Consider the following 12,619-nt stretch of genomic DNA (forward strand, 5'->3'; position numbering starts at 1 on the left):
GACCCGCGCCTCAGTTCCCGGCCGGCCGTGGGGTGCCCGCTCCCTGGCCCCGCCGCCGCATGCCGCCGCATGCCGCCGCATGGAGAACCGCGAGGCCGCCCGCCAAGCGGAGCACCGGTTCCCGAATTGCCGTGCCGGCGGACGGACGGGCCGCGCACACCCGCACAAGTCGGGCCGCCGCGAAAATCTGGCCGACCACCCCGGCCTCGATGCCTCGCCCATCGAACAGCTCCCCGCGACCCGGTGGACGGGCCATCACGGAGCGATGTCGATTACCGAGCGCTCCCGGCCCGTTAACAATGCCGAATCAAATGGCGCACCGGGCCCGGCGTGATGCGCGCCTGAAATGCACGGTGGAATGCACGCGCGATATGCACGCCGCCTGCACGTGCACCCGGCATCATTTGGGCTGGCCGCCGCGCCGCGGACGATTCTTCACACGGACGGTCACGTCGCCGAGGATTCTTCGGACCCGTCGGCCGCCGCCGCGGGCCAGTCGGCCGCGCGACGGATGAGCCAGGCCAGGTCGGCCGCCCGCGGGTAACGGCGGTCGGCGGCCGCGGGTGGCGGCGCCGCGCGCCGCGCGGCCCTCCACGAGTCCTTCTGGGACGGGGGCCTCCGGAGGTGCGAAGGAGGAGCATTTTCGCACCTCCTTTGGCCCTCTAGGAGGCGCCAGCCAGGCCAGCGCGGGCTGAGGCCAAGACAGCCGCGGGAGCGCGCCGAGAGGCTCGTCACCAGCGACAACTCCGGCGAGCCGACGCCGGGAGGCACGCCTGGCCAGGACGCGGGCCACCGGATGGCACGGGCACAAGCCGCCGGATCACCGTGCCACGGCTAGTGCCGCGGCCGGACGAGAGGCGCGCTTCGCCGGGCGTTCACGGACATCACGAACCGCCGCCAAGGATCATGGCGGCTGGTTACACGACTGTCACAGGCTGGAGGCGATCTTCCTCAGGACGTCGGCGGTACGGGCCGGGGTGGTGCTGTCGACGCAGAGCCGGTCCATGGCCTCCATGTACCGGTCGACGTCCTCGCGTTTGTCCAGGTAGTTGGCGCCGCCGAGAACCTCGATATAGACGACGTCCGGAATGTCCGCTTCAGGGAACCGCAGGATGCTGAATGCGCCACCCTCGGCCGCGTGGCCGCCGAAGTCGAACGGCATGACCTGCAGCGTCAGCGAGGGCTGGCTCATCAGGTCGAGGAGGTGCTCGATCTGCGCCTTCATGGTCTTGGTGCCACCAATCGGGCGGCGCAGCGCCGCCTCGTCGATGACGACCCACAAGCGAGGCGCGTTGTCCCTGGTCAGGACCTTCTGCCGGTTCATCCGGACATTGACACGTGAGTCGATGACGTCCCTGGGCACACCGCGGTTGCCCTGGGTGATCACCGCTCGCGCGTAGTCCTCCGTCTGCAGCAGCCCGGGGATGAACTGGAGCTCGTAGGTACGGATCAGGGAAGCTGATTCCTCCAGACCAATGTATGGCTGGAACCAGTTGGGCAGGACCTCGGAGAAGCTCTGCCACCAACCCTGCTGGTTTGCCTCACGGACCATCGCCAGGAACGGCGCCCGCTCTGTCTCGTCGGTCACGCCGTAAAGAGTAAGCAGATCCTCGACGTCGCGTTCCTTAAAACTGACACGACCTAGTTCGAGTCTGCTGATCTTTGACTCGGAACCACGAATATGGTAGCCGGCTTCCTCCCGGGTTACCCCTTTTGCCTCACGCAGCCGTCGCAACTGGGACCCGAGCAGGATGCGACGAACGGTCGGGCCAGTGCCCGCCGGGGGTGTCGTCACGTCCCGCTCCCTCTGATCCAGTCGTCACAACGGTTAGCCAGCTTGGCCGCGTTCGTTGCCGCCGTCCAGAGCCGATCCGGACAAAGCCATCTCGACTGCCCGGCTCGGTAGTCCCAGACACGTCTCCGGCCGCGATCCCACGGCGCCGTCGGGCACGTCGAGGCGGGCGCCTGGTGAGCAAATCCGACATTTGTCGCACCATGGACTATTGCCACAACCTCGCCGGACGCCACGACCCGCGCGGATCCGCCGAACGGAGCCATTCTGCCAGCCCGCCCAACGGTTCCGATAGTTGGGCGGACGACCCGGGCGCCAGTAACTCCTGCCTGGGAGGTCCTCCCCACGGGGATGTCCACGCGGCCAGGGTAGGGGACCCCACCGATGATCGGCCTCATAGCCTTCCCAGACGCCACCCGCGGACGCGAGGTTGCCCTCGCTGACACGGCATCGGCGGGATGGGCGGCGCCAGGCGCCGCGAGCCAGCCGCGACAGGGCGTCGACGGCGCCACGCCGTCGACGGGCACGCCAAAGGTCGGGACGACCGCCCCTGGGCGCGTCGCGCCCTCGTCCGCCACCTGACCCCTCCGTCGCGGTCACGACGCGAGATCTCTCGTCCCACGCCCCGACTCACCAGACCCAACCGGCCACGGTGCGTCGCTTGGAGATTCCTACACCATCGGCGGCTGGTTGGCATCAGCGACCTGATCTATCACGTTGCGCGCAGATAACGATTACGTGACGCGACCGAGTCGCGACGGTAGGCAGGCAGTCGCGCCGCGCGGCCACAGCCACGCGGACGCCTTTCCACAGCGGCCGCGGGCTGCGCACTTTTCCACAAGGGATAGCAGTCGTCTCCCTCGCGGCCAGGGAATGGCCTCCTCTCCTCCACTAGATGGCCGAGCGCGGAGCCGAACCCCAGCCCCCGGCCCCGCGCGCCCGCCACGCCGCCCTAGCCCCGTCGCCATCCGAGGGCGCGGGATGAACGAGCGCGTGGGTCGCGCGACGAGGCGACAGCCCGCGGCGGACGGCGTTTGAGGAAGGCCGCGCCCCAGACCGCGCAGGTCATGGGCCTGCAGCTGGCAAGGCCCGGCCGGCGGGCGCATCCGGCCCGGCATCTGAGCCTGCGGATGTGACCTCCGTTCGCGCCCAACGTTTGCACACGTCCTCTCCCGGGCAGATGCACGTGCATGCGACCGTGCCATACTGTTCTTGCAAGCAAGAAGCACGGTGTATCCGCGACTTCCGAGGCACGGAGGAGGGTGGGCTGGTGCACGCGACTCGACTTCCGGGTCAGCGGCTCCAAGGGGCCGCCGCTTCCTCGGTGCGTGTCGCCGCCGCCAGCCCGGGGTTCCTGCCAGATCCGGAGTTCCTGCCGGATCGATGGAGCTTGCGGAGTCCGGGGTTCCTGCCGGATCGGCGAAGCCGATCTGGCAGGTCTGCTGGCAGGTCTGGGAGGTTCGGGGCGCAACGCCACACCGGCGTTCCTGGTCCTACTGACCGGGAGTCCTTCCCGAGACGGCGGCCCGGCATGAACGTCTGGCACCGCTCGCAGAGGTCGATTCGCTCGCCAGAAGCAGGCGGCCCGACCGAAACGTTGGACACGGATTCGGGGTGTGCCGCATATGGCGGCAGCCCTCCCCGGCATCCCCAGGAGACCGCCTTGACCATGATCCACAACGGCATGTCCGCTGCCGCGCTGAAGAGCGTGACCTGGCAGAAGAGCCAGCGCAGCAACTCCCAGGGAAACTGCGTCGAGATGGCGCGGCTCTCGGACGACGCCGTCGCGGTCCGTAACTCCCGGGATCCGCGGGGCCCGGCGCTCATCTACACACTCGCCGAGATCGAGGCCCTGATCCTGGGCGCCAAGGACGGCGACTTCGACAACCTCCTCTGCTGATGCTGGTCTCCGCCGCCATCGACGCCACGTCTGACAGCACTCCGCGCCGGTACGGAGGCCGCATGGAAACCTTGACATCGGAGAAGACGCTGACTGGAGAGCGCATCTTCACGTCGAGCGACCTTCCAGGTCTGTCGCTGCCGGACGCCGACGGCCTTGTCACCTGTCGGTGGTTCCAGGATTCGACGCCCGGCCGACCGGCCTGGTGCGCGCCGACTCAGACATTCCGGCCCGGGTGGACGGCGGAAGCCGCGGTTGACGACGACGAGAGCCTGGGGCAGCGGGGTCCCGGCCAGGTGGCTTTCGTCGTGGTCGACCGCTCCTGGCTGGTCCGGGAGGGCATGGACCGGGTCCGTACCCGCGCCGTCGACGCCGTGGTGTTGCACGCCAAGTCCAGCCCTCCCGGACGGACCGCCTTGGCCTTGGCTTTCAGCGCCTACCTGCGCACCCGGCAGCATCGGATGGGCCTTGGCGCTGATGTCGTCACCGCGGCCGTCCGCCCCGAGCTCGCTGGTGCCCCCGGACTCTTCCGGGTCCCGCACTTCGTCACCGTCTCCGACGGGACGGGCACGGTCGCCGACACCACTGTCTGGCAGGTGATGAGCGGCCCACGCTACGACGCCTGGCTCGGAGGCGCGCCCCGGCCCGACCACACGGCGATCGAGGCGGCGCTGCCCGGTCTGCTGCGGCTGCGGCACCTGTGGCGCACCGGTCGCCTGGACCGCACCCGCGCCGACACCCTCGCCGCGGTGCTCGACGGCGGCGAGCTCACCGCCCAGAAGATCTTCCGCTACCCGCGCGTCATCCTCCCGGTCGCCACCCGGGCGCTGCGCGGGTCTCTGTGAGACGCACCTTCTGAAAGCACTTCCCGCTCAGCAGGGCCGCTGGCCAGGCCGACGCCGCCAGCCAGCCCCGCCAGAGTCCAGCCCCGGCACAGCGGCGTGCCGGGGCTCTGGCATTTCCCAGACACAGGCGCCGCGCCACGCGGGTATGCCGAGCGCTCCCCCGGCGACGGCGCGAACCAGTGTCACGCCCACCGAACAACGCATGATCGGCACGCGGGCCGGGGACGGCGCCGGTGTCTCCGGCCAAGCCTGGTCAGACGAAAGCGTCGTCGATGAAGCAGTAGGCCCAGTCCTCGCCTGGCTCGAAGGACCGCACGATCGGGTGCCCGACGTGGGCCGCGTGTGCGCGCGCATGCCGGCGCGGCGACGAGTCGCAACACCCGACATGCCCACAGGTCAGGCACAGTCGCAGGTGCACCCACCTGGATCCTTCGCGCAGGCAGTCCTCGCACCCGTCCTGAGTGCTTGGCTCGACAGCCTGGATCATCTCGGCATGCGGGTCGACCGTCATACCTCCACCCAACGACGTCGAGAGCCCGAGGACAACCCCTCCCGAGCCGAACCGCAGTTCGCACCCGAGCTGCCGGCGGAGGTGGGCCGGGGTCGGGGTCGGGGTCGGGGTTGGCCGGGGTTGGCCGGGAAGGTTGTTGCTGGTTCGCTCCGTGCGGGCACGGCACTCCGGCCCCTTACTCGCTTCGCTCCCAAGGGACCTCCGCGCCGTGTCCTCCTCCGCTCACGTGCGCTCCGGCGACCTCCGCTGCGGCCCGCCTACGTCGCTTCGCTCGTAGGAGGGCCTCCGCGGAGGCGCGCCTCCGCGCCAGCCCGGTTACGACCCGCTTGCACGTCACGAATCCGAGACCGGACCCGATCCGGAGCCAGATCCTTGCGGGATCCACCGATCAGACGCGAAGCCCACCCACAAGCGAAGCGAAGTGGCCCCGCGAGTGCCGCGGTGGTGGGTTGGTGACGGTGCAGCGGCGGGCGACCGCGCTGGGCGCGGAGGCACGCCTCCGCGCCCAGTTACGACCCGCTTGCACGTCACGAACCCGATCAGACGCGAAGCCCACCACAAGCGAAGCGAAGTGGCCCCGCGAGTGCCGCGGTGGTGGGTTGGTGACGGTGCAACGGCGGGCGACCGCGCTGGGCGCGGAGGCGCACCTCGCGGAGGCCCTCCTACGAGCGAAGCGAAGTGGCCCCGCGAGTGCCGCGGTGGTGGGTTGGTGACGGTGCAACGGCGGGCGACCGCGCTGGGCGCGGAGGCGCGCCTCGCGGAGGCCCTCCTACGAGCGAAGCGACGTAGGGGGGCCGCAGCGAGGTCGCCGCAGCGCCCGTGAGCGCAGGAGGACAGCGCGCGGAGGTCTCGTGGGAGCGAAGCGAGTACGAGGCCGGAGCGCGCTGCCCGGACGGAGCGAACCAGCAACACAGCGAACCAGCAACACAGTCACCAACAGCGGTAACGTCGAGACCGATGGTTACCGCGCGGGGACGGCTGAGTATGCGACCAGGCAGGCGGGGTGGCAGCGATGCGGATTGATGACGAACCCGCCGGGGCGGCTGGCGGCGGCGGCGCCCCGGCGGCTGGCGGCGGCGGCGCCCGGATCGTCGACCAGGTCATCGACCTGGTGGGCGACACCCCACTGGTCCGGCTGACGTCGATGGCCGAGGCCGCGGCGGACCTGCTGGCCAGCCCCAGCGGGGAGCATCGCCACGCCCCCCGCCGCGGCGCCGAGATCCTCGGCAAGCTCGAGTACACCAACCCGGGTGGCTCGGTGAAGGACCGGATCGCCCTCGCCATGGTCGACGCGGCCGAACGCGACGGCCGGCTGCGCCCCGGAGGCACCCTCGTCGAGCCGACCAGCGGCAACACCGGCGTCGGGCTCGCGATGGTCGCCGCGATCCGCGGCTACCGTTGCGTGTTCACCATGCCGGACAAGATCAGCGAGGAGAAGCGGGCGGTCCTGCGCGCCTACGGGGCCGAGGTCGTCGTCTGTCCCACGGCCGTCGACCCGGACGACCCGCGCTCCTACTACTCCGTGGCGCGGGAGATCACCCGGAAGACCCCCGGCGCGTGGAGCCCCGACCAGTACTCCAACCCGGACAACCCGGCCGCGCACCGGGCCACCACCGGTCCGGAGATCTGGCGGGACACGGACGGCCGGGTGACGCACTTCGTCGCCGGTATCGGTACCGGTGGCACGATCAGCGGCGTCGGCCAGTACCTCAAGGAGGCCAGCGGCGGCCGCGTCCAGGTGATCGGCGCGGACCCGGAGGGCTCGGTGTACTCCGGCGGCAGCGGGCGGCCCTACCTGGTCGAGGGCGTCGGCGAGGACATCTGGCCGGCGACCTTCGACAAGACGGTCGTCGACCGGGTCGAGGCTGTCAGCGACCGGGACTCGTTCCTGATGACCCGCCTGCTCGCCCGGCGCGCCGGGCTGCTGGTCGGCGGCTCCTGCGGGCTGGCGGTCGTCGCCGCGCTGCGGCTCGCCAGCGAGCTCGGCCCGGGCGACCTGGTCGTCGTCCTGCTGCCGGACTCGGGCCGCGGCTACCTCTCGAAGATCTTCAACGACGAGTGGATGTACGACTACGGCTTCCTCGAGCCGCCGTCGGACGAGCCGGTCGTGGCCGAGATCCTGACCAACAAGCGCGGCGAACGCCACCCCGCGGGCGCACGCACCGCCAGCCTCGCCGGCGCCAGCCGGGGAGTGGGCCAGGCGGGCCCGCCGGAGCTGGTCCACGTCCACCCGGACGAGACCGTCGGCGCGGCGATCTCCTACCTGCGCGAGTACAACGTGTCGCAGATGCCCGTGGTCCGGCACGAGCCGCCGCTGCGGGCGGCGGAGGTGGCCGGCGCGGTGCTCGAGCGTGAGCTGCTCGCGGCCGTGTTCGCCGACCGGGCCGCGGTCGACGCCCCGGTGTCGGCACACATGTCCGCGCCGCTGCCGACGATCGGCGCGGGCGAGCCACTGTCCACCCTGGTCGAGGCGCTCGGTGGCGACCATCCGGCCGTGCTCGTGCTCGACAACGGCAACCCGGTCGGCATTCTCACCCGCGCCGACCTGCTCAGCTTCCTGGCGGCCCGGTGACCGCCGCCGGCCTTGGCGCGAGCCCCGGCGGCGACAGGCACGCGGACCGCGGCCAGCCGGCAGGGGCAGGAGACAGCGGGGCGGCCGAGCGCGGCTGGGGCGGTTTCGAGACGCTCGCGGTGCATGCCGGCCAGGAGCCGGACCCGGCGACCGGGGCCGTGGTCGTCCCGATCCACCCGGCGTCGACGTTCGCGCAGGACGGGATCGGCGGGCTGCGGGCCGGTTTCGAGTACGCCCGCTCCGGCAACCCGACGCGCGCGGCGCTGGAGACATCGCTCGCGGCGCTGGAGGGCGGCCGGTTCGGGCTCGCGTTCGCCTCCGGACTCGCCGCGGAGGACGCCCTGGTGCGCGCCGTCTGCCGCCCCGGCGACCACGTCCTCATTCCTCTCGACGCATACGGTGGCAGCTTCCGGCTTTTCCACCGCGTCTACGCGGAATGGGGCCTGGAGTACACCCCGGTCGACCTGTCCGACCTGGACGCTGTCAAGGCGGCGCTTCGCCCCGGCCCCGGCGACGGACCGGCGGGATTCGGCCCCGCCAGCGGGGCCGGCCGGGCTGGGCCGCCCAGCGGGGCCGGCGGAACCGAGCGGGGCACGCGGCTCATCTGGTGTGAGACGCCGACCAACCCGCTGTTGTCGATCGCGAACGTCGCGGCGCTCGCCGAGCTCGCGCACGCCGCCGGCGCGCTGCTCGCCGTCGACAACACGTTCGCCTCGCCCTACCTGCAGCGCCCGCTCGCGCTGGGCGCGGACGCCGTCGTCCACTCGACCACCAAATACCTCGGCGGCCACAGCGACGTCGTCGGCGGAGCTGTCGTCGTCGACGACCCCGGGCTCGGCGAGCGGGTTCGGTTTTTCCAGAACGCGACGGGCGCCGTTCCCGGTCCGTTCGATGCGTGGCTGGTGCTTCGTGGCATAAAGACGCTGGCAATTCGGATGGATCGGCACTGCGCGAACGCCGCGGCCGTCGCCGACATGCTCGCCGGTCATCCCGGGGTGGCCGAGGTCCGCTACCCGGGCCTTTCCTCGCATCCGGGACACGAGGTCGCCGCCGGGCAGATGCGCGGCTTCGGCGGCATGGTGTCGTTCCGGCCGCACGGCGGCGCCAATGCCGCCGCCGAGATCTGCCGACGCACCAGGTTGTTCACGCTGGCCGAGTCATTGGGCGGGGTGGAGTCGCTGATAGAGCATCCGGGCCGGATGACACACGCCTCGGTCGCCGGTTCGCCGCTCGCGGTGCCGGACGACCTGGTCCGGCTGTCGGTCGGGATCGAGCTCGCGGATGACCTCGTCGCCGACCTCCGCCAGGCCCTCGATGCCACCGCTGCCCCCACCGCCCCCGGAGCCTGAGGGGCTGTCCGCCGCCCGGGCCGCAAGGGTTCCCGATTCCACATGCCCATTTGGCATTTTCGGCCGCCGCTACACTCCGCGACGATCAAGGACGGATGGCGGGCGGTGGCGGGCGCCTACAAGTCCATCACGGACCCCCAAACTGTTTACTGAAGGTAAGCAAAACGAGTTCGCTACCACGTTCGGATGGACACGCAACGTAATTTTGATGAGGTCAGCGCCCGTCAGCCTCACGGCTCTCTCCGGAACATTCCCTGCTCGAAATGGCCCCGAAGAACACTACCCGTAGTCGCCGGGGCACATACTCGCTGGTAACGGGCATGCCGGCGATGCCGGAAACCGCCGACGCACTACTGTCCAGGCTGGGTGTCGCAGCAGTGGTGCGAGCAAAGGTCGCAGGGACCGCCGGTGACGCAGAGCCATGCAAACCGCGCGGACCACGCGATCAGCGCCACGGGGCGCCCACTGCTAACCGACCACGCAGCGCTATCGGGAGGGGTGGGGCGTGGGGCCTGGAAACCCAACAGTCACTGGAGCCTGGCCGGCGGCACCGTCGCCGGACCCGCGCTCGAACAGTGACGAGACCGGGGGCATGACCCCGTCGGCTACCGGCGCTACCAGGCAGAGAGGCCCGGCGGGGACCGCGGGCGACGAGGCGCTGTCAACCGGCGAGCGCGCCGGGCGGCTGCTGCGCGAGTTACTGACCGGCACCGCTGAATACCGCCGCATGTGGGAATCCCGGGTACGCCGGGCGAGCGCGCAGGAGCCGAGCTTCGCCGCGGTTGCCCGGGTGATCGCGGAGTACCTGTGGAATGCCGGCATCGTCTCCGAGGAGGACCAGGAACTCGACCGAGCACTCAAAGACCGGGTAAGCCGGGCACTCGGCGGTGGCCGCATCTCCGCGCAGACGATGGAATGGTTCATCGAGGCGTTCGGGATGCGCCGGCACGAGGCCGGGTTGTGGGCGGCGTTCGCCGGCCTGACCGACCCGGGCGTCGACGTCAGCTCGGGCACCCTGCGCGGCGGCCCAGCCATGATCATGCCGCAGCGACATCGCACCGTCGCCGTATTCGAGCGTTACCGGTTCGACGCGACCGGCTCGCTCGTCCAGCAGCACACCTTTCAGGTGATCTCCGCACAGGAGGACGGTGTCGGGATCTACCCATGGGTGCTGCGCACCGATGCGATCGAGAGCGCGGTTCTCATCGGTGGCGCGCCTGGTGCCCGGCACGCATACAGCTCCCGGCTGACGCTCGTCGAGGTCGAGCTCGAGCGGGCGCTCGGCAGGGGCCAGCGGCATGCGCTGGAGCTCCTCGCCCGCTATCCGACGGAGCTGCCGACGCAGGAGGTACGCCGCGCCGCGCGAGCCAAGACGGAGAACGTCGACATGCTGATCCAGTTCGATCCCGGCCTTCCGCCGCGGGATCTCCACTGGACGGTGTGGAGCACGCATGAGGGCGGCCTGATCGTCGACGAGGAACCGGTGACGCTCTCCGCGGACGGCACAGTCCACCGCTTCCTGCCGGCCGTCCACCACGCGGTCGTCGGCTTCCGCTGGACCTGGAGCAACAGCTAGTCGGGCATGGTGGCTTGTCGGGGCAGGGCTGGCGCCTCCACCCCGACAGGCCACCCGGTGGGTATGACTTCGCACTGGCGCGCAACGCACGCCACCGGGCCACCGACCGTAACGGCGCATTGGCGCAGCGCCAACTCGGCCACCTCATCTGCCACCGACCAGACCAGCCACCGTCATACGCCTGTATCCGGCACCACGCAGGGAGGACGCTCAGCGTCCGATGGCGGGATCGGCGAGCGGTCGCGCAAGCGACCTTCGAGCCAGATCCGCCTTAGCCGCGGGTGGCGGGTGGGACGCGGGCGATGAGGGCGTCGACGTCGGTGCCGCGGGGCAGGGTGCCGAAAACGCGGCCGCCAGCCTCGCCGAGGCGGGTGGCGCAGAAGGCGTCCGCGACGGCCGACGGCGCATGCCGGACCAGCAGCGAGGCCTGAAGTACCAGCGCGAGGCGCTCCACCAGGGAGCGCGCGCCGAACTCCAGCTCGTCCGGCCCGAGCCCGCTGAGCTCGTCCAGATCGGCGCGCACCGCGGACCACGCGGCGTCGAGCCGCTTGTCCCCGCCGGCCGCCAGCTCCACCTCGGCGCGGTAGGCGGCGAACGCCACCGGCTCCCGGCCGAGCGCGCGCAGCACATCGAGGGCGTTGACGTTGGCCGCGCCCTCCCAGATCCCGTTCAGCGGCGCCTCCCGGTAGAGCCGCGGCATGCCGGACTCCTCGGCGTAGCCGTTGCCGCCCAGGCATTCCAGCGCCTCGGCGACGAACGCCGGCTGGCGCTTGCAGATCCAGAACTTCGCCAGCGCCGTCGCCAGGCGCAGGAATGCACGCTCACCCGCGTCGCCGCGCACACCCCGGTCGACCGCGCCGGCGAGACGCAGCACCAGCGTGGTCGCCGCCTCCGACTCGAGCGCCAGGTCCGCCAGGACGTTGCGCATCAGCGGCTTGTCGACCAGCAGCCCGCCGAACGCGGACCGGTGCCGGGTGTGGTGCAGCGCCTGGATGAGGGCGGCCCGCATGCCGCTGGCCGAGCCGAGCGCCGAGTCGAACCGCGTCATCGCGACCATCTCGATGATCGTCCGCACGCCGCGCCCCTCGGGGCCGACCAACCAGCCGACAGTGTCGTCGAACTCCGGCTCACTGCTGGCGTTGGAGCGGTTGCCGAGTTTGTCCTTCAGCCGCTGGATCCGGAACGTGTTACGGCTGCCGTCCGGTAACACCCGGGGCACGAGGAAGCAGGACAGCCCGCTGGGCGCCTGCGCGAGGACCAGGAACAGGTCACTCATCGGCGCGCTGGTGAACCACTTGTGGCCGCGCAGCCGGTACCCGCCATCCGGGTGGGCGATGGCGACCGTGCTGTTGGCACGCACGTCCGAGCCGCCCTGTTTCTCGGTCATGCCCATGCCGGCGATCAGACCCAGCTTGCTCAGCGGCGGGTTCAGGCCCGGGTCATAGACGCGGCTGGCGAGCAGCGTCTCGTAGGCGGCCGCGAGGTCGGGCTCGGCCCGCAGCGCGGGGATCACGGCGTAGGTCATCGAGACCGGACAGGTGTGGCCCTGCTCGACGGTGCTCCAGACGTGCAGCCCGGCGGCGCGGGCCACATGGGCGCCTGGGCGCGAGCTGCTCCAGGCCGCGCCGGCCAGGCCCTCACGCACGGCGACGTCCATCAGCGCATGCCAGGACGGGTGGAAGTCGACCTCGTCGATCCGGTTGCCGTACTGGTCGTGGGTGCGCAGCTCCGGCGGGAAGCGGTTCGCCTCGTCGCCCCAGCGGGCTGCCTGCTCCGAGCCGGCCAGCCACCCGAGCCGGTGCAGGTCGTCGAGATAGAAGCCGGCGCTCTCTCGCTCGACGCCCTCGACGAGCACGGGGTCGTCCGCGACGTCGTAGTCGACGAGCGGCGGCGCCTGGTTCGTCACCTCGTGCGTCGTCGCCGGCCGCGACCGGATCGGCCCCCGCCCGGGTGGCGCGCCGATCCGTCCGGCCGATTCGGGTGCCATCGACTCGGGTGCCATCGATTCGGGTGCCACCGTCATGAGCCGCGCCTCCCCACCTGCCCACCGGCCGCCGACCGGCAACGCCGCCGG

General features: G+C 71.2%; 8 protein-coding genes. 5 read left to right on the forward strand and 3 right to left on the reverse strand.

What is annotated here, in order from left to right:
* Positions 1–928: 928 nt before the first annotated feature.
* Positions 929–1,795 carry a Sco1979 family transcriptional regulator gene (locus tag QOZ89_RS08215; protein WP_071047130.1) on the reverse strand — a complete coding sequence of 289 codons (867 nt, stop codon included), beginning with the start codon at positions 1,793–1,795 and terminating at the stop codon, positions 929–931.
* A 1,666-nt stretch (positions 1,796–3,461) separates the two neighbouring features.
* Here QOZ89_RS08215 and QOZ89_RS08220 point away from each other — a divergent pair.
* On the forward strand, positions 3,462–3,692 hold the full coding sequence (locus QOZ89_RS08220; protein WP_349307996.1) for a DUF397 domain-containing protein: 231 nt from the start codon (positions 3,462–3,464) through the stop codon (positions 3,690–3,692).
* A 62-nt stretch (positions 3,693–3,754) separates the two neighbouring features.
* The gene (locus QOZ89_RS08225; RefSeq protein ID WP_071047159.1) at positions 3,755–4,537 is read left to right on the forward strand and encodes a hypothetical protein; all 783 of its coding nucleotides are present in this window, start codon (positions 3,755–3,757) and stop codon (positions 4,535–4,537) included.
* Positions 4,538–4,790: 253 nt separating this feature from the next.
* Here QOZ89_RS08225 and QOZ89_RS08230 read toward each other — a convergent pair whose 3' ends face one another.
* On the reverse strand, positions 4,791–5,048 hold the full coding sequence (locus tag QOZ89_RS08230; protein WP_071047127.1) for a UBP-type zinc finger domain-containing protein: 258 nt from the start codon (positions 5,046–5,048) through the stop codon (positions 4,791–4,793).
* Positions 5,049–6,060: 1,012 nt separating this feature from the next.
* Between QOZ89_RS08230 and QOZ89_RS08235 the strand changes: the two genes are divergently transcribed.
* From QOZ89_RS08235 to QOZ89_RS08245, 3 genes are all read left to right on the forward strand, one after another.
* Positions 6,061–7,620, forward strand: a complete 1,560-nt coding sequence (locus QOZ89_RS08235) for a cystathionine beta-synthase (RefSeq protein ID WP_312623444.1) — start codon at positions 6,061–6,063, stop codon at positions 7,618–7,620.
* Positions 7,621–7,739: 119 nt separating this feature from the next.
* Positions 7,740–8,969, forward strand: coding sequence for a PLP-dependent transferase (locus QOZ89_RS08240; RefSeq protein ID WP_312623466.1), 1,230 nt, complete (start codon positions 7,740–7,742; stop codon positions 8,967–8,969).
* Between the two features lie 592 nt (positions 8,970–9,561).
* On the forward strand, positions 9,562–10,545 hold the full coding sequence (locus QOZ89_RS08245) for a hypothetical protein (RefSeq protein ID WP_312623445.1): 984 nt from the start codon (positions 9,562–9,564) through the stop codon (positions 10,543–10,545).
* 271 nt (positions 10,546–10,816) lie between these two features.
* On the opposite strand, the gene QOZ89_RS08250 is transcribed toward QOZ89_RS08245, so the two are convergent.
* Positions 10,817–12,568 carry an acyl-CoA dehydrogenase family protein gene (locus tag QOZ89_RS08250; RefSeq protein WP_241841528.1) on the reverse strand — a complete coding sequence of 584 codons (1,752 nt, stop codon included), beginning with the start codon at positions 12,566–12,568 and terminating at the stop codon, positions 10,817–10,819.
* Positions 12,569–12,619: the final 51 nt, after the last annotated feature.

This window comes from Pseudofrankia coriaricola, assembly GCF_032027725.1.
Classification (GTDB): domain Bacteria; phylum Actinomycetota; class Actinomycetes; order Frankiales; family Frankiaceae; genus Pseudofrankia.